The sequence below is a fragment of the Psychrosphaera sp. F3M07 genome, from assembly GCF_018860345.1.
GTDB classification, from domain to species: Bacteria; Pseudomonadota; Gammaproteobacteria; order Enterobacterales; family Alteromonadaceae; genus Psychrosphaera; species Psychrosphaera aquimarina.
In genome coordinates, this window is sequence record NZ_JAHKPJ010000028.1 from 58646 (window position 1) to 76377 (window position 17732).

At 37.4% G+C, this 17732-nt stretch carries 17 protein-coding genes; 7 read left to right on the top strand and 10 right to left on the bottom strand.

What is annotated here, in order from left to right:
- Window positions 1-297 precede the first annotated feature (297 nt).
- Entirely contained in the window at window positions 298-2199 is a 1902-nt protein-coding gene (locus KO505_RS16500; protein WP_216056564.1) for a hypothetical protein, read from the top strand.
- A 64-nt stretch (window positions 2200-2263) separates the two neighbouring features.
- Here the strand turns inward: KO505_RS16500 and KO505_RS16505 are convergent, their stop codons facing one another.
- Both KO505_RS16505 and KO505_RS16510 read right to left on the bottom strand, forming a co-directional pair.
- Window positions 2264-3133, bottom strand: coding sequence for an MOSC domain-containing protein (locus KO505_RS16505; RefSeq protein WP_216056565.1), 870 nt, complete (start codon window positions 3131-3133; stop codon window positions 2264-2266).
- A 78-nt stretch (window positions 3134-3211) separates the two neighbouring features.
- Window positions 3212-4093 (bottom strand): MipA/OmpV family protein, encoded by an 882-nt coding sequence (locus tag KO505_RS16510; RefSeq protein WP_216056566.1) that lies wholly within the window; start codon window positions 4091-4093, stop codon window positions 3212-3214.
- Window positions 4094-4264: 171 nt separating this feature from the next.
- Between KO505_RS16510 and KO505_RS16515 the strand changes: the two genes are divergently transcribed.
- Complete coding sequence (locus KO505_RS16515) at window positions 4265-4990, top strand: hypothetical protein (protein ID WP_216056567.1); 726 nt, start codon at window positions 4265-4267, stop codon at window positions 4988-4990.
- Here the strand turns inward: KO505_RS16515 and KO505_RS16520 are convergent.
- The gene (locus KO505_RS16520; protein WP_252731877.1) at window positions 4987-6771 is read right to left on the bottom strand and encodes an ABC transporter ATP-binding protein/permease; all 1785 of its coding nucleotides are present in this window, start codon (window positions 6769-6771) and stop codon (window positions 4987-4989) included. The genes KO505_RS16515 and KO505_RS16520 overlap by 4 nt on opposite strands.
- Window positions 6772-6966: 195 nt before the next feature.
- Between KO505_RS16520 and KO505_RS16525 the strand changes: the two genes are divergently transcribed.
- Both KO505_RS16525 and KO505_RS16530 read left to right on the top strand, forming a co-directional pair.
- Window positions 6967-7479 (top strand): hypothetical protein, encoded by a 513-nt coding sequence (locus KO505_RS16525; protein WP_216056568.1) that lies wholly within the window; start codon window positions 6967-6969, stop codon window positions 7477-7479.
- A 144-nt stretch (window positions 7480-7623) separates the two neighbouring features.
- Window positions 7624-8184 carry a phosphoribosyltransferase gene (locus KO505_RS16530; protein WP_216056569.1) on the top strand — a complete coding sequence of 187 codons (561 nt, stop codon included), beginning with the start codon at window positions 7624-7626 and terminating at the stop codon, window positions 8182-8184.
- A 68-nt stretch (window positions 8185-8252) separates the two neighbouring features.
- Here the strand turns inward: KO505_RS16530 and KO505_RS16535 are convergent, their stop codons facing one another.
- The 6 genes from KO505_RS16535 to rho all read right to left on the bottom strand — a co-directional run bounded on the left by KO505_RS16535 (window position 8253) and on the right by rho (window position 13363).
- A complete protein-coding gene (locus KO505_RS16535) occupies window positions 8253-8735 on the bottom strand; it encodes a GNAT family N-acetyltransferase (protein WP_216056570.1) in 483 nt (160 codons plus the stop codon).
- Between the two features lie 73 nt (window positions 8736-8808).
- Window positions 8809-9423 carry a peroxiredoxin gene (locus KO505_RS16540; RefSeq protein ID WP_216056571.1) on the bottom strand — a complete coding sequence of 205 codons (615 nt, stop codon included), beginning with the start codon at window positions 9421-9423 and terminating at the stop codon, window positions 8809-8811.
- 83 nt (window positions 9424-9506) lie between these two features.
- Entirely contained in the window at window positions 9507-10205 is a 699-nt protein-coding gene (fre, locus tag KO505_RS16545; RefSeq protein ID WP_216056572.1) for an NAD(P)H-flavin reductase, read from the bottom strand.
- Window positions 10206-10244: 39 nt separating this feature from the next.
- Window positions 10245-10526: a 2Fe-2S iron-sulfur cluster-binding protein gene (locus tag KO505_RS16550; protein ID WP_216056573.1), complete on the bottom strand. Its 282-nt coding sequence runs from the start codon at window positions 10524-10526 to the stop codon at window positions 10245-10247.
- Complete coding sequence (gene ubiD, locus KO505_RS16555; protein ID WP_216056574.1) at window positions 10523-12016, bottom strand: 4-hydroxy-3-polyprenylbenzoate decarboxylase; 1494 nt, start codon at window positions 12014-12016, stop codon at window positions 10523-10525. The genes KO505_RS16550 and ubiD overlap by 4 nt, the downstream gene beginning before the upstream one ends.
- An 81-nt stretch (window positions 12017-12097) precedes the next feature.
- Window positions 12098-13363, bottom strand: a complete 1266-nt coding sequence (gene rho, locus KO505_RS16560) for a transcription termination factor Rho (protein ID WP_216056575.1) — start codon at window positions 13361-13363, stop codon at window positions 12098-12100.
- A 295-nt stretch (window positions 13364-13658) separates the two neighbouring features.
- On the opposite strand from rho, the gene proB reads away from it, so the two are divergent.
- The 3 genes from proB to KO505_RS16575 all read left to right on the top strand — a co-directional run bounded on the left by proB (window position 13659) and on the right by KO505_RS16575 (window position 17069).
- Window positions 13659-14774 carry a glutamate 5-kinase gene (proB, locus tag KO505_RS16565; protein ID WP_216056576.1) on the top strand — a complete coding sequence of 372 codons (1116 nt, stop codon included), beginning with the start codon at window positions 13659-13661 and terminating at the stop codon, window positions 14772-14774.
- Window positions 14775-14789: 15 nt separating this feature from the next.
- Window positions 14790-16040 carry a glutamate-5-semialdehyde dehydrogenase gene (locus KO505_RS16570; protein WP_216056577.1) on the top strand — a complete coding sequence of 417 codons (1251 nt, stop codon included), beginning with the start codon at window positions 14790-14792 and terminating at the stop codon, window positions 16038-16040.
- A 144-nt stretch (window positions 16041-16184) separates the two neighbouring features.
- Window positions 16185-17069 (top strand): alpha/beta fold hydrolase, encoded by an 885-nt coding sequence (locus KO505_RS16575; RefSeq protein ID WP_216056578.1) that lies wholly within the window; start codon window positions 16185-16187, stop codon window positions 17067-17069.
- 8 nt (window positions 17070-17077) lie between these two features.
- Here KO505_RS16575 and KO505_RS16580 read toward each other — a convergent pair whose 3' ends face one another.
- Entirely contained in the window at window positions 17078-17701 is a 624-nt protein-coding gene (locus tag KO505_RS16580) for a LysE family translocator (protein ID WP_216056579.1), read from the bottom strand.
- Window positions 17702-17732: the final 31 nt, after the last annotated feature.

A 17732-nucleotide genomic window follows, 5' to 3' on the forward strand; every position in this document is an offset into this window, starting at 1 on the left:
TTTAACCCAATAAGTTCTATAAAATCAGGCTGCCACCGCAACGAAACAAATAGTAAATTAAGCTGTTATTAACTTTATTAGCGCGTTAAAACTCCCTAGGAATTCATCTCTCATATGGCAGAAGCTAGTATTAAAATCAACATTGGTTTTAATACATTAACAAATCTATTCTAGGTAAGCTTTCCTAAATAAATCAATAAGTAAACAACAAATAACTTCCTTAAAAAAATTATTATCATTAGAATGTGATCTGGTTTTATATCATCAAACTAGTAAAATTTATTTAAGGATAGAAACATGGCATACGATTTCGGAGCCCAATCATTAGGAATAAAAAATCCATTTAAAGCCGAAGGAAAAATAAAAACCATTGCTGGATTAATTATCACCATTATTGGGGTTTATATTTTACTTCAGGTACCTGAAAACTTAAAAGTGGATAAAGTATTAGGTTGGGTATATGCAGGATTAGGGTTTATCTTAATTATTTCAGGTCTAAAACGATGTAGTGCCGGCCTTTATCAGTTATTCAAATATTTTGTCGGACGTTCTGTTCCAATTTCTCTATCATATAACTTTAGTAAAACCGAGAGCGATAATGCTAAAGCGGAAAAAGATGCAGTTCTGTACAACCACCAAGAACTAAATTCAATGCTACTCGGTAGAAAAAACTCAACCTTTATTGAGCCGACTGGTTGGTTGTCACGTTTTATACATACCATCCTTCCTAAGTTAACATTTTTGCCTTACCCATTAAGAAATACAGCTGAGGAATTGGCTTCGGTTGTAATTAACACAATTACAGCTATTGCTGCATACGCTATTGCAAGTTTTGTAGTCTTATCAGGCTTAGCAGGTGAAAAAGCGCAAATTTTCATGTTGCCAATTTTTTCAGCCTTATTACTGGTATATTTAATTACCACTTGGAAATCATCAGCCCATTCACTAGAAAGTGCTAACAACTATAAATTGAATCAAATCGCTGGGAAGTCTGTTATTGGATTAATAGCTCTATCATTTGTAATTCCTATGTTAGCTGGCTTCTATCTAGATGAATTAATTCCTGTAAGTATGGAAGTGCTCGCAGAGTTAAAATTAGAGCAATATATGTTTAGTGCTTGGGGCAACCTAGGAATATTTTTTGTATCTCTTTTTGTGTTATTAGGATTAATAGTTCCATTATTATTAAGTCGTATGAACGATGCTAATCCTCAAACATCAGTTTCAGAATATAGAGATAATTTACAAGAAAATGTTCATCCAAAAGAAATATTTATAAACGTTGAAAATATTATTCTGGCAAACCGAAGAGTTAAAGAAGTCCCTAATCGAATATACAAAGAATTCAATCCAGAGCTCGTGCCTGAAAGTGACAAGAAAGGGACTTTTAATGGCGAATTATTGATAGAAACGCAGCCTGAACTGACTAGCACCGAAGTGAAAAACAAGACAAATAAAATACTTCTCACCTTATTTTCTCAAGTCGGCTTGGTCGCAACTGTAGTATTACTTTGTGCCTTTATATTTCAAGCTATTGAGCTGTACATTTACTTACAGCCAGTCATACTGGCAAATAAAACCGCATCTAATCAACTTATGAATTCAGTATTTTTAATTCCCATTGTTGGTTTTGTTAGTAAGTTGCTCTTCATCTACTTTGCTTGGCGTGGCACCAAAGCAATCTCTCGCATTCTAGAATCTTGTTCTCACACTTTTTGGGGAGAAATACACTTTAGCTCTTTATTGATGAACCTAAAAGTAGAAGGTACATACACAGAAAGTAAGATGGCAACAGGTATGGGTATTAACGACTCAACAAGGAGCGAAAATTTTGTTGTTCGTTCTTCCATAACTCCTTGGTTAATTACGTCTCGAATCGACAGCTGTGTATTTGCGACATCTGGCTCTAATAATTTAGAAACTCCTCGCTATATAATGAGTATGAACAAAAATGATTTAGAAATGGAACAAATCGTTGAAGAGATGAAAACATTCTTGGTCAGTAGAGAAGTCATTGCCGCGCTTAGGAACACTCAAGATTTAGATAACACAATGCAGATCTTAGAAGTGAATAATAAATCTAGAGAATTCCTAAGTAAAAATCAGGAATCTTTAACGGAGCAAGCTGGCTATTTAAGAAATGAAGATAATACTGATAACGAGGAAAATGTAACAGACAATACGAGCAAGCAGGTATAAGCTGATTGCCTTAGCTAGGTTAATTACAATGCCCCGTTAACTTCAATTAACGGGGCTTGTTTAACTAGATGATGCTAACTTTATCGCCAACATAAATCATATGCCCAACCATATTTTTACTGCTTGTTGCTAACACTGCATTTTGCCCAAAAAAAGCACCTTTCTTATCAACATGTTCCATATTAAATAAAGTTTTTAGTGGTTGCTGTGCAGTTGGTACAAGGCCTGTTAATTGATCTATCCCTGGTACATTGCAGCGCTCACATGGATTACAAAAATCAATGGTACAAGTTTGATTATCATCATGCCTTGTAATTTTTAAACTCTCACTTTGATGTTCTATAAATGCAGGAACGTTATCTAAAATAATATTTCCTCGAAAACGATTCATTGGGATCGCTGGAAGTTGCTGCGATAGCAATTGACTATTTAGCACATCGAGTGACGCTGTATTTGTGAGTAAAAACGGATAACCATCTGCAAAGTGTGTGGTGTTTTTATTACCTTGACTGTGTTTTACACTAACTTGACGCTCAAAACTGGGATTCATTCTTACCAAACTGAGTGTTTGTCCACGCCATAAACCAAGTACATTAACTAACCAGTCTGATGCCTTTTTTCCTTCATCTAAAACCTGACATTCGCTTTTCCAAACCGTTGCGGTTTTCTGTTCAGTTAAGTCAGAATTTAATGCAATTTCTAAAGGTGTATGATCTGGGTGGGTTAATACTAAATGAGTCTCGGTTATCGCCGTATGTATTGTCGCCATTTTTGCACAACTACGTTGTGTTAAAAACAATCCATCTTCATTAACAACCATCCAATGTCGATCCCACTGAAGCCCTTTCTCTGTTAGTAAGCTTTGTGTCAAATTGATCCCTTGTAACGATTTTACCGGGTAAATCACCAACTCTGAAATAACACCAGATACCATAGTATAAACTTCCACTTTTTATTGATATTGAAGAAAATGTAATGCCGAAAAGCGAGTGTACTTATTTATTCTAATGACTTAATTAAATAACCAAAAATATGATCCACCAAATAAGTTATGGGTGGTGACTTTCACCAATGGTGAAGACGAATATTTGGCCGCGCTTATATCACTGTGCGCAAAAAATAAACTTACAATTTGATTGTCCTTTTGCCAACGTAAACCAGTATTAAATCTAAAACCAGCGTAACCACCTAAAGCCGTATATTGTTCACGAGTTGCCGTCGCAAAAATTGGATCTACTCCATAAAACGTTTGTGCATATTTGTCTGAAACAAACTCAAATTTAAACGAACCAGATATACTGACATGCCCTAAAAAATAATCTTTATCTAAGCGTTTTCTAAATACTATGCTTGGACTAGAACTGAAGTTTAACGATTCATTTTTGAACGTCCTAGCTTCTCTGAAGTTAATATCAATAAATAATGCATTATTTTTGGTATCACCTCCTTTCAGAAAATATTTAAAACTGGGGCCGTATTCTATTACGCCATCAATATCATCCATTCCCTTTCTGGCTTTATTTTTATCACTGTTTACTGGAATTGCACCTGAAAGGCTTAATGATACATACAGATTCTCACTGTTAAATAATTTGCCATTAATTCCGCTTTGGCTAATTTTCATTTTTGGGCCGTTATAATAAATATATGGTACTGGCAGTAATAACTCTCTGCTTTCATCGGAGCCAATATACTCTGGTACACCATTTACTGAAGCTATCCCCACCCCAAAAATCCACTTACCCTTTTCGGAGGTTAAATTTGCTAGGTTTTTGTCGCAATCTATTACTTCTAGTATTTCACAACTGCCTGCTCCAACTTCAGCTATCGCATATGAAGAGACATTAATGACTAAAAGAATAATGATAGAACGAAAGATAAATTGAATATTCAAACGGCAGCCAATCAGATTAATTAAGTTATATCGTTTGTTTTATCGAAATTTAACGAAAAAACGTACAGTTATTTGTTGATTTTAAATATGAAAATTAAACGTTAATATAATGACATATATATTACTTAGGTAGAAAAATTGATTAAATCAACGTTTAAAGTTTTCTCGTATATGATTATTTTATTAATCATAGGTTTTTTACTCAAACCTATGCCCAGCTTTGAACACTCATCACCGAGGGAGTTACCTTGGGCATTACCAGATATTAACCAAGCATATACAAATTATCAGTATTTAGATAATGGTCAAATATTGATAGAAATAACGCATGTCCCACTTATCAATATAACACCTAAAATGCTAGCCTGGTTTTATCAAAACTTACCTATTTCAACAGTACAAATTGATCAAACAACCTTGCCTTGGTACCACATCTTTCACCCTACAGAACATGGTGTTATAAATGTTGTAGAACCCGCTACTAGTAACCTACCTGGCATGGGTGTTGGTGCTCTAATTCAAAGAAAAGAGTGGTTTGGTGATTTCAACAGCCAAGGAGCTGGGCGCATAATTAACTTTTCAGAACAAGGCATGACTATTAAACCTGAGTTAGCTGGATTGCACTTTGGTCAGATTGAACACTCGTTTATTCAAACGAATAAAGGCAGCCAATACACAGTAAAAATTCTAATTGGTTCAGATCTGCCCGTTTTAGGCCCTATTATTAACTTAGTCATTCGTTATAAAATGTTCCCTGAGCCTATGATCAAACAATGGCTTAGGCATCAAGTTGAAGAAGTAGGTAGTCTGAACTCATTTTTACCTCAACTGTACGGTGCTAAGCATAACGAACACCATTACCGACTCCAGTTATCAACACAAGCTGAACTCAATTAATCTTGTTGCATAGCCCACATTTTTGCGTAGCGGCCATTCGCTAACAATAACTGTTGATGGTTACCGGTTTCAACAATTTCGCCTTGGTGCATGACAATGATCTTATCTGCATCCACTATGGTGGATAATCTATGAGCAATCACCAATGAAGTATGGCCTTTGGCTATTTCTTGTAATGCAGCCAAAATAGCTTGCTCAGATCCAGAATCTAAGGAAGACGTCGCTTCATCAAAAATTAGTATTGGTGGACGTTTTAAAATAGTTCTAGCTATAGCAACACGTTGTTTCTCACCACCTGATAATTTTAATCCACGTTCTCCAACTACCGTTTGTTCTTTTTTAGGCAGGTCTTGAACAAAATCATACAAGTGTGCGTGTTTAATGGCTTGCCAAACTTGATCATCATCAGCATTCGGGTTGCCATACCGAATGTTTTCAAAAATAGAATCATTAAATAACACGGTATCTTGAGGCACGATCCCCATATGTTTTCTTAACGATTGTTGGGTTACCGTTTTTATGTTCACCGAGTCTATTTCGATTGAACCTGAAGTTACGTCATAAAAACGGAATAACAACTTAACTAGGGTTGATTTGCCTGAGCCACTTTCACCAACCACAGCCAATTTTTCACCGCTGTTTATCGTAAAGTTAATGCCTTTCAAAATAGGCCGACTTGGGTCGTATTCAAACCTGACATCTTTAAAACTGATTGTGCCATCACCTATGTTAAGTTCTTTGGCTTGTTTTTTATCGGTTACTTTTGGTACACGTTCTAATAACTCAAACATTTTTTCAATATTCGCTAACGATCCTTTAATTTCGCGATAAACAAATCCTAAAAAGTTTAACGGCATAAACAGTTGCATCATAAATGCGTTAATCAATACAAAGTCACCTAAAGTCATCTCTTTTGCTACAACACCATTGGCGGCCAATAACAACATTGAAGTCATCGCCGACGCTATGATCAGGGCTTGTCCACTATTTAGACCAAATAGGGTTAATCGGTTTTTCCTGCGAGCGGTTTCCCACAAAGCCAATTCTTCATCGTAACGTTGTGATTCGTATTGTTCATTGTTGAAATATTTAACGGTTTCGTAATTTAATAAGCTGTCGATAGCTCGGGAGTTGCTGGACGAATCGGCTTGATTGGCTTCGCGAATATATTTAGTACGCCATTCTGTGGCATAAGCGGTAAACCCGATATATAACACAATGGAACCTAACGTGATTAACGCAAAATTTAAGCCGTATTGATGAAAGAAAATAGCTACGACAAACAAAATTTCTAACAAGGTTGGGACAATATTAAACACCATAAACCGCATTAAAAAACTAATGCCAGACGTCCCTCGCTCCATATCTCTGGATAAACCACCCGTTTGACGATTTAAATGAAAATCCAAATCCAAATTATGTAAGTGATCAAATAACTTTAATCCCACTCGGCGCATAGCGCGTTCTGTAACACGGCCAAATAAGGTATCTCTTATCTCACCTAAAATAACATTGAAAAACCTGAGTAAACCGTACAATAAAACTAAGGTAACTGGCACCGCTATTATACTGGTTAATCCATCGTTTACTTGCTCTAAGGAATCAACGATTTCTTTTAAAATAAAAGGTAAACCAACAATGGCGACTTTAGCTAAAACTAAACAAATTAATGCTAAAACAACCCTAGACTTATGTTCCATTAAATACGGAATTAAAGACTTAACCGAACGCCAACTAAATTCAACAGGGGTATTGTCTTGGTGATGTCTGCTTTTTCTCAATTTGTTGCCCTTAATAATTTCACTTATCAATATAAAGATGTTCTTTCAACATGGAATTAATTAAAATAAACCATTAATTTTTCACATTAGGAGGCTCTATTCGTGGTATTTATCGTTACATGTATTTTAAGCGTGATCTTTGTATTTATAATTGGCCTCACTTTACTACAAATGCGAACTGCATGGCTCACTGAAATGAAAAACAAATCATTAAATCAGCAGTTTAGAGAGATTCAATCTGACTTTAGAGAGCTTGTTTTACCACTGTATACCGACAATATAGTTAATGTCATGACAAAACAAAGACTAACAACGATTGCTACTAACTTTTTTGTTTTTCAACCCATTAGCGAACCTAATATAGAACGTTTGCTGCTAACCGTTGAGTCATGTCGCTCTGCATTTTCTCAATGCCGTTTAGCTAATGCTCAATACCCTGAACAATTTCCGCCCTTGTTTGAACAGTTCGTGAATTCTATCCCTACGAGCGCACGTGATTTTAATGCGCACTTTTATAATATTACTTTACCCAGTGTGTTAGAAAAATTTACTCATTCATTAGACGCTTTATCTGAAGTCATAGAACAAGAAGATGATATGAATGAAGAGCTTGATCATAATGTAGTGCAAGAACTCACTATGCCTACTTTTGAGCCCTTTGTAGATACCTCCTATGACTACGAACAAAAGCAACAGAACATACTTTAATTTAAGTTACTTTTCCCCGTTTTTGCTTTTCACTGAATAAATATTCCCACATTAGGTGATATTCTTGAGTTCATTAAAGAATTACGTTTTAGCCACCTGATAAATAATCTATAATTTGGTCATATTTCGTAATTGGAAAAATAGATGAGCACAAAAAAATTTATTACTTCACAAGAGCTACTAGAAGATTCATTTAGACTGGCTCATCAAGTATTTGAAGACGGTTTCCGTCCCGACTTTATCATTGGTATCTGGCGTGGCGGCGCACCAATAGGGATTGCAGTTCAAGAGTTCTTTGATTTTAAAAAAGTAGAAACGGATCACATCGCGGTACGTACTTCGTCTTATTATGGTATTGGTTTGCAATCAAAAGAAATTAAAGTACATGGACTTCATTACCTCATCGAAAATGCCAACGCCTCAGATTCATTATTAATTGTTGACGATGTTTTTGACTCTGGACGTAGTATTGATGCCTTAATTAAACAAATAAAGGCTTTATCTCGTCTTAATACACCTCAAGATATTCGTATCGCTTGTCCTTGGTATAAACCAACCAACAACCAAGTGGATATTAAACCAGATTATTTCGTACATGAAAGTGCAGAATGGTTAGTTTTCCCACATGAGTTGTCTGGCTTAACAACAGAAGAGTTGATTGAGGGTAAAACGGAATTAGCTAATATCAAACATTTGTTAGTTTAATATTGCCAGTGACAAAAAATGCCAGTTAATAAACTGGCATTTTTTGTTTTGGCTTAAGTGGGCATAAGTTAAAGTACTTTTTCCCAGAACATGGCTTTACCCATTTCAGGATCTAGTTCATAACCTGCAAAGCCAAACTTAATATATGCATTTTTTGCAACCACATTACCTTCTAGGACTTCTAAAGTTAGCTTGCATACACCACGTTCTTTAGCGATGGATTCAACTTTTTCCATCATCTTCATGCTTAAGCCTAACCCTCTAAATTCACTGTTTACCGTAACATCATGAATATTCAGGATAGGTTTACATTTAAAAGTCGAAAATCCCTGAAAGCAGTTGATCAAACCTGCGGGTTTTCCATCAACATAACATAAGACAGAAACCGCGTTAGGGGTATTGATTAGTGCTGCCACTAAGTTCTGTTGCGTATATTCAGATAATGCTTGTCCGCCGCCCATTGGGTCTAATGCATAACCATTAAGCAGAGTAACAAGATCTTCGGCATGTTGTGGATTAGTGTAATCGGCTTGTAAAATTTCAACTGACATAAAAAAAGGCTCTAAATTAATGTTAGAGCCTAGTCTATTGGATCCAGCTGTTTAGTTCAGCATCAATTTAATATTATTGTACTTTTGCAAATACCGTTTTGATTTTCGCTAATAGCTGTTCACCATTTGGCCTCGTTGTATGGTCGGTCGACGCATACATCCAAACAACCTCTGACTCAGCTATTGAGTCAGCCTGTTTTAACAAGTAAACCGCTGGGTGAGGTAAGCTTTTTTCAGATGCAATTCCGTACGCTTTAGTTACTTCTAATTTACTATCACTTAAAAATGTATAACCTTGTCCAAACTGACGTTTAGTATTTTTTGCTGCACTCACTTCATCAGGACTCACAGCTAGCAATTTGACATTGTACTCTTTTAGCTCTGGCAACACGGATTGGATCGTACTAAATTGATCAATACAATACGGGCACCAGTCACCACGATAAAATATTAATAATATATTTTGTGTTTGTAATGCATTCTCAAGATTCACTTGCTGCCCTGAACTATCACTCAAGGTAAAGTCTTTTGGCGCATTGCCTGTCATTATAGAAGATACGGCTAGGTCCGAATAGGATTGCTCTAAATGACTATCATCCGCTGCGGTAATTCCGATAAGCCCACAAGCAAATAGTGACAATGCAGTCATCACGGCGACTAATGGTTTTGTTAAAACGTTGTGGTTCATTATTCTTCCTTCAGTAATAAAAAAGGTCTTAATTTATGTAATAAACTAAGACCTTGAGTTACTTTATTTTATTTCATTAACCATTAAATATATGCAAAAGCGTCCGCAAAAATACGTTCTTTAATCGCACCTTTATTAATAAAGTCTTCACGCGCGATACCCGCCATTTTGAAAGGTCCCGCTAAGTAGATGTCATATGGGGCTAAATCTTTAATATCGTTCATTACCGCTTGATGTACATAGCCTGTTTTGCCTTGCCATTCCGTTGATGGGTTTTCGACAACTGGTATAAATTCAAAGTGACTGTGTGAAGCTGCCCACGTTTCCATTTCAGCTCTGGCGTATAAAGCAGACTCTTCTTTTACACCCCAATACAAAATAACGGGAGTGGTTGCCTTGATACTAGTTAAGTGATCTGCGATGGATTTAGTATACGAAAAACCAGTTCCGCCAGCCATCAAGATAATTGGACGATCAGAGCTAGTTTGTATATGAGCATTACCCAATCCTACTTCTAAAATAACTTCGCGATTAACTGACATGTGATCGAGCGCACCGCGAGGATAAGAGTCATCAGGTCCAGCACCGATATGCAACTCTATGACTTCAGCGCCTGGCGCCGAGGCTATCGAAAAAATACGTTTGTCTTCTTCCGATAATACAATTTGCAAATATTGGCCAGCTTGAAACTCTGCCGGTATTAGTGGTTTTAGTTTTACAATATTAACAAAGTTGGTAGCCGCTTCGATTGATAAAACTTCGGCTAAAATAGTTTGTGGCATTTGAATTTCTCTTTTTGTTTTACTCAACAATTAAAGTATTTATTTAATAAACGGATGATGTAATGTCATATCTGTGATTGGGTAACCAATACAAGCATAAGTGAACTTTTGTTCATTATCGGCTTGAGTTAACAATGTGGACTCATCTCGGCCCCCATAACTAACTTCGCCATTTACTGTTTTACATACACACGCGGTGCAAACCCCTTGGCGACAGCGAAATGGAAAACTAATATCATTACGTTCTGCTGCTTCAAGTATCGTCTCGCCTTCCTTAACGGAAAACTGAATACCACTTGGATTGATGGTAATTGTTGTCACAGTTTTGCCTTTGGTTCTTCAGTTAACGGTATACCTAGTTCATCCCAAATTTCATCAACTCGGCTTTTCACTTCTTCTGTCATGACGATAGGTTCACCCCATTCACGATCAGTCTCGCCTGGCCATTTGTTAGTGGCATCCATCCCCATTTTTGATCCTAAACCAGAAACAGGAGAAGCAAAGTCTAAGTAATCAATAGGTGTGTTTTCGATTAACACAGTGTCGCGAGCAGGATCCATGCGAGTAGTGATTGCCCACATCACATCTTCCCAATTACGAGCATCAACATCGTCATCACAAACAATAACAAATTTAGTGTACATAAACTGTCTTAAGAACGACCAAACTCCCATCATCACCCGTTTAGCATGACCTGGATATTGTTTTTTCATGGTTACGACGGCCATGCGGTACGAACACCCTTCAGGCGGTAAGTAAAAGTCGACAATTTCTGGATATTGTTTTTGAATTAATGGCACAAATACTTCGTTTAACGCCACACCCAAAATAGCAGGTTCATCTGGTGGACGCCCGGTATATGTGCTGTGATAAATAGGATCTTTTCTGTGCGTTAAATGAGTTACGGTAAATACAGGAAACTCTTCAACTTCATTGTAATAACCCGTGTGGTCGCCATAAGGGCCTTCAGGTGCCGTTTCATTTGGGTCTAAATACCCTTCTAATACAAACTCCGCAGAGGCAGGAACTTGTAGATCATTCGAAATACATTTTACGACTTCGGTTTTATCACCACGTAATAAGCCAGCAAAGCCATACTCTGACAATGTGTCCGGAACAGGAGTAACCGCGCCTAATATAGTGGCAGGATCGGCACCTAATGCGACGGCAACTGGATACTTTTCACCTGGGTTCGACTTTTTAAATTCAGCAAAGTCTAATGCTCCGCCGCGATGGGATAACCAACGCATGATCAATTTATTACGAGACAATAACTGCTGACGATAAATACCTAAGTTTTGGCGTGGTTTATTAGGACCTTTGGTGACGGTTAATCCCCAAGTCACTAATGGAGCTACATCACCTGGCCAACAATGCATAATTGGTAACTTAGTTAAATCGACATCATCGCCTTCTAACACGACTTTTTGGCAAGGTGCTTTTTTTACTTCTTTTGGTGACAAGTTTAATACTTGTTTGAATATAGGTAGTTTTGAAAACGCGTCTTTAAAGCCCGCTGGAGGTTCTGGTTCTTTTAAAAATGCTAACGTTTCACCTACGCCACGTAAGGCAGACACATCTTCTTGTCCCATCCCCATAGCAACACGTTTAGGTGTACCAAATAAATTAGCTAATACTGGGATATCAAACCCTTTTGGGTTTTCGAATAACAAGGCAGGACCTTTACCGCGTAATGTTCGGTCGGCAATTTCCGTCATTTCAAGGTGGGTATCCACCTCTTTTGTAACCCGAACTAGTTCGCCTTGTTTTTCAAGCTGATCGATGAAATCTCTTAAGTCTTTATATTTCATTTACACACTTCTTTTAACTACCCAAATAGTAAAAAACCCCAAAGCTAAGTTGGGGTTTAATCATTTAACCTAACAAAGCGTTTAACTTTTTTGGCGTTTCATCGCCTCAAAGAATTCATCGTTAGTTTTGGTCATTCCTAATTTATCAATTAAGAACTCCATAGCTTCTACTTCTTGCATTGGATTAACAATCTTACGAAGTATCCACATTTTTTGTAATTCATCTTTAGAAGTCATTAACTCTTCACGACGAGTACCAGAACGATTGAAGTCTATGGCTGGGAATACACGGCGCTCTGCAATCTTACGATTTAAGTGCAATTCCATGTTACCTGTACCTTTAAATTCTTCGTAGATTACTTCGTCCATCTTAGAACCTGTATCTACCAAAGCAGTTGCTATGATAGTTAAACTACCACCTTCTTCAACGTTACGAGCCGCACCAAAGAAACGTTTTGGTTTATGTAGTGCATTGGCATCAACACCACCAGTAAGAACCTTACCAGATGACGGGATAACCGTATTATAAGCACGAGCTAAACGCGTGATGGAGTCTAGCAAGATCACGACGTCTTTTTTGTGTTCTACTAAACGTTTGGCTTTCTCGATAACCATTTCCGCAACTTGTACGTGACGGCTAGCTGGTTCGTCAAATGTTGAAGCAATAACTTCACCTTTTACTAAGCGTTGCATCTCTGTAACTTCTTCTGGACGTTCGTCAATTAGAAGTACCATTAATTCAGCTTCAGGGTGATTAGCCGCAATTGAAGTTGCAATGTTTTGCATCAACATTGTTTTACCCGCTTTAGGTGGAGCGACAATCAGACCACGTTGACCGCGTCCAATTGGTGATGCTAAATCTAAAACACGAGCCGTAATATCTTCCGTAGAACCATTACCACGTTCCATAGTAAAACGAGATGTTGCATGTAATGGAGTTAAGTTTTCAAATAAGATTTTGTTGCGGGAGATTTCTGGTTTGTCGTGGTTTACTTGTTCTATTTTTAATAATGCGAAATAACGTTCTGAATCTTTCGGGGGGCGAATCACTCCCGATATAGAATCACCTGTACGTAAATTAAAACGTCGTATTTGGCTTGGGGATACATAAATGTCGTCTGGGCCAGCTAAATACGAAGAGTCAGCTGAACGTAAAAAGCCAAATCCATCTTGCAGTATTTCTAATACACCATCGCCATAGATAGATTCACCGCTTTTGGCGTGTTTCTTTAAAATGGAAAAAATTATGTCTTGCTTACGCAGACGGGCCATGTTTTCTAGACCCATAGTCTCAGCTAATTTGACCAATTCGCTAATAGGCTTACTTTTTAGTTCTCTTAAATACATAGATGTGTCTTTGTTTTGATGTGGAATTCAGGAGTTAGTGATTAGAATTTGGACAGGAACGCTCCAAACTTGTCACATAAGTTAGCAGCATTTTTAACCAGGGTAAAGGTGATATGCAAACAAATGCTAAATTAAATTAAATTTTTTCAAAATTGAATCAAATTATGATGATAAATAGACACCTTCAAAGATAATTATCTAACTCATATCAATTGCGTATCGATCTCGTTAGCGTTATCAGTTAGAGTAAAATTAAAGTATTTATTCAAATTTCTCACTATAGAACATTCAAGGTATGAACACTCAAGATTGGACCGGCTGGCAACGAGCCGTTATAAAAATTGGCAGCGCATTAATCGCGCCAAATGGCAGTGAAGTGAGTGGTCAATTTATTTTGCCAATCGCTAAATTTATCAATGATGCTAGAGCACAAGGTAAAGAAGTTATATTAGTTTCTTCAGGTTCAGTCGCAGCAGGTAGAAATGAAATAAAATGCCACAACCAAGGTGTGACTATTGCTGAGAAACAAGCAATGGCCGCCATTGGTCAAACTAAAATGATGGCTAACTGGCAACGTTTTTTTGATGTCAGTTGTGCCCAACTGCTCATTACTCATGGTGATTTAAGAGACCGAAGACGTTACGTTAATATCAAAAATACGGTCAGAGAACTACTCGCCAACAATATTATTCCAATCATTAATGAAAACGATACCGTTGCCACAGAAGAACTTAAAGTCGGTGACAACGATAACTTGGCGGCATTAGTTGCCTTAATATGTGATGCAGATATTTTATTTATTTGTAGTGATATTAATGGCTTATATAACGCCGATCCGAAAACGACTCCTAGTGCTGAACTGTTGCCAATTGTTGACGAAATTAACGCTGCAATATACGCATTAGCCGGTGACACCCAGAATAAAATTGCTACAGGTGGTATGATAACCAAGTTACAAGCCGCCGAAAAAACCACAAACAATGGTATTCACACTTTTATTGTCAACGGTAAAACAGAAAATACATTCTCTAAGTTGTCGGATAAACAACATGTCGGCACTTGGTTTAAAGCGGTACACAATAAAGATACCGCCAAAAAACAATGGCTAAAATATACCCTGCACGCCAGTGGAAAAATAGTCATTGATGAGGGAGCAAAAACAGCTTTATTAGGCAACGGTGCCTCGCTGTTAGCAAAAGGAGTCGTATCTACACAAGGTAATTTTATCCGTGGAGAAGCGATAGATATTGAGTACAACAATGAAATAATTGCCCGAGGATTAAGCCAATATTCAAAATCTGAATTGGATTTAATTGCAGGCAAAGACAGTGCGAAATTTGAGTCCATATTAGGTTTTAGGCACAAAGAAGAGATCATCCACAGGGATGATTTGGTTTTATTTAACAGCTAGATGAGGAAACACAGAATGACTTTTTCTATTCAGAACATGGCTTCACAAGCTAAACAGGCAGCAAATGTAGTGGCAACACTGAGCACCGAAACTAAAAATCGGGTTTTAATGACTATCTCTGCCAACTTACAAGCTCACACCACAAAAATTTTAGCTGCAAATCAATTAGACATGAAAGCTGCAAAAGAAAATGGCTTATCCGAATCTATGGTAGATAGATTGTTATTAACTGAAGAACGTATTATTGATATCGCCAAAGCGGTAGAACACATTGCTAGTTTACCTGACCCTGTTGGTCTAGTGACTAAAACCTCACGTTTACCAAACGGTCTAAATGTATCGAAACAACGTATACCTCTTGGTGTTATAGCCATGATTTATGAATCACGCCCTAACGTTACAGTTGATGCTGCCTCTTTATGTTTTAAAGCAGGTAATGCCGTAGTACTTCGTGGTGGTAAAGAAGCCCTTCACAGTAACTTAGCGTTAGCTGACTCTATTCATCAAGCACTTGAGCAGTTTGATATCCCATTGCACGCAATTTCACTAGTTCCAGATCCAGATCGTGAGATCATGAATGAGCTATTAACCTTAAACGAAGAGATTGATCTATTAATACCTCGTGGCGGTGAAAACTTAATTAGACATGTAAGTCAAAACAGTCGAATTCCAGTAATCCAACATTACAAAGGCGTGTGCCATTTATACGTTGATCAATTTGGTGACTTAACGAAAGCGTTAAACATTTTAGTAAACGGTAAAACCCAACGCCCAGGTGTGTGTAATGCCTTAGAAACCTTATTAGTGCACAAAGACGTTGTTAAGCAGTTTTTACCTGTAGTGGCAGCAACATTCGCAGAGAAGAAGGTTCGTGTACATGCATGTGAACAGGCGATTGAATACTTTGATAATGCCGATTTAGCAACGGATTTAGATTACGATGCAGAATATTTAGCATTAGAGATCGCGATCAAAGTTGTAGATTCATACGACGAAGCCGTTTCGCATATCCAACGCTTTAGTTCAGGCCATACAGAAGTAATCATTACTCAAGACATTAGCTTAGCCAACCAATTTATCAGACAGATTAACTCTGCTGTGGTTATGGTTAACGCATCATCTCGTTTCAGTGATGGTGGCGAGCTGGGTTTAGGTGCTGAAATTGGTATATCTACTAGTAAACTACACGCATATGGTCCTATGGGATTAGAGTCGTTAACAACAGAAAAATTTGTTGTGTTAGGTGACGGGCATACCCGAGTTTAACCTTGATTTAAATACGATTTACAATTCATAAATTTAAAAGACTGCATTAGTGCAGTCTTTTTTTATGTTTATAAATCAAAGCTTGTATTGAACATGTAAATACTTAAACTGGGTACATTAGAAAACATCCGACCAGTTATGATTATGTTTCAACAATCGCTTTATTTATCTCAAAACAACCATACTTTACACATCCGCAACATAAATACCTCAACCAATGGTATACCCGTATTAATGTTTCATGGCTCCATTGAAAACGGAAAGATTTTCTACACCGAGTCTGGTAAAGGTTTTGCTTGTTATCTCGCTGAACAAGGCTTTGATGTATATGTCGTCGACTTTCGTGGTCGAGGGGCAAGTACACCTGCAATAAGCGGAGATTCAAATTTTGGTCAACATGAAACCATAGTGCAAGATATTCCAGCTTTGATTGAATATGTTTATGGATTAACTAAACAACCAATGCATGTAGTTTGTCATTCTTGGGGAGGTGTTTTATTTGGCAGCGCATTAGCCAGGTTTCCTGCTTTATTGCCTCATATTCGAGCACAAGTCTGCTTTGGTACAAAACGACGGGTAACCGTATGGAACATGGAGCGATTTCTTAAAGTGAGTTTAGTGTGGAGCTTGTTTACTCCTTTGGTCACTAAAAGAACTGGTTATTTAAATGCAGTTAAGTTTGGTATCGGTTCAGACAATGAAACACACCAGTCGATACTTGAATCACTTGACTGGATTAAATCATCTAAGTGGATTGACCCTATAGATAACTTCGATTATGGACAAGCAGCAAAAGAAATAGAATGGCCACAAAGCTGGCATATAACTGGCGTAAAAGACTTCGCGTTAGGTCATGCTCAAGATGTAAAACTGTTTATTAATGAAAGTTGTAAACATGCGGCGCGTTTCAGTAATTTATCTAAAAAGGCTGGTTACAAAGTCGATTATGACCATATTAATATCTTAACCCATCCTGATGCACCAAAAGACCATTTTCCAGAAATAGTCGATTGGTTAAAACAACATTAATATATATGCTAACTGAGCGCTAACCAAAGCCCCACGGCCATCATTAATGACCCAGATATCTTGTTTAGTTTTTTAACGTTATTTTGCTGAGTTAGAGCTTTGCCAATGGTTTTACCGCCTGTTGCATATAACATCATGCAAATAAACTCAGAACAAGAGATCACTACGACTAACACGGTTAACTGTCCCAACAGTGATAAATTTGGATTTATAAAGGGCGGTAATAAAGAGATCATAAATGCCCAACCTTTAGGATTGGCAATGGCCGTTAAAAAACCTTGATTAAACAAAGTTAGCTTACTAATACGAGTTGATTCAGATGGGGTATCAGATAACGCTAATTTCCCTTTTGAGCGCCACATATTGACGCCTATCCATAATAAATATAACGCCCCTGCTATTTTCAAGAAGCTAAAAATCAAAGGATATTGCAGCATTACCGCAGAAACACCAACCACCGCGGTTATCGCAACGGTAGCAACGCCTAATAACTCCCCCCACATCATCCACATGGTTTTACGTACACCAATTGACATACCTAATGTCATTGCCAACGTCATGCACATGCCAGGCGTAATACTGACAATAAAAAAAGTAGGAATAAATATCGCTAAAAGGGTGAAGTCGACCAAGGTGAGTGACCTAAAAATTCAATAAGCAGCT

Coding starts and splice junctions, on each gene's coding strand:
- proB (WP_216056576.1), top strand. CDS start 13,659: ATGAACACTCAAGATTGGACCGGCTGGCAACGAGCCGTTATAAAAATT.
- KO505_RS16540 (WP_216056571.1), bottom strand. CDS start 9,423: ATGAACCACAACGTTTTAACAAAACCATTAGTCGCCGTGATGACTGCA.
- KO505_RS16525 (WP_216056568.1), top strand. CDS start 6,967: ATGAAAAACAAATCATTAAATCAGCAGTTTAGAGAGATTCAATCTGAC.
- KO505_RS16500 (WP_216056564.1), top strand. CDS start 298: ATGGCATACGATTTCGGAGCCCAATCATTAGGAATAAAAAATCCATTT.
- KO505_RS16575 (WP_216056578.1), top strand. CDS start 16,185: ATGTTTCAACAATCGCTTTATTTATCTCAAAACAACCATACTTTACAC.
- rho (WP_216056575.1), bottom strand. CDS start 13,363: ATGTATTTAAGAGAACTAAAAAGTAAGCCTATTAGCGAATTGGTCAAA.
- KO505_RS16530 (WP_216056569.1), top strand. CDS start 7,624: ATGAGCACAAAAAAATTTATTACTTCACAAGAGCTACTAGAAGATTCA.
- ubiD (WP_216056574.1), bottom strand. CDS start 12,016: ATGAAATATAAAGACTTAAGAGATTTCATCGATCAGCTTGAAAAACAA.
- KO505_RS16570 (WP_216056577.1), top strand. CDS start 14,790: ATGACTTTTTCTATTCAGAACATGGCTTCACAAGCTAAACAGGCAGCA.
- KO505_RS16535 (WP_216056570.1), bottom strand. CDS start 8,735: ATGTCAGTTGAAATTTTACAAGCCGATTACACTAATCCACAACATGCC.
- KO505_RS16505 (WP_216056565.1), bottom strand. CDS start 3,133: ATGGTATCTGGTGTTATTTCAGAGTTGGTGATTTACCCGGTAAAATCG.
- KO505_RS16515 (WP_216056567.1), top strand. CDS start 4,265: ATGATTATTTTATTAATCATAGGTTTTTTACTCAAACCTATGCCCAGC.
- fre (WP_216056572.1), bottom strand. CDS start 10,205: ATGCCACAAACTATTTTAGCCGAAGTTTTATCAATCGAAGCGGCTACC.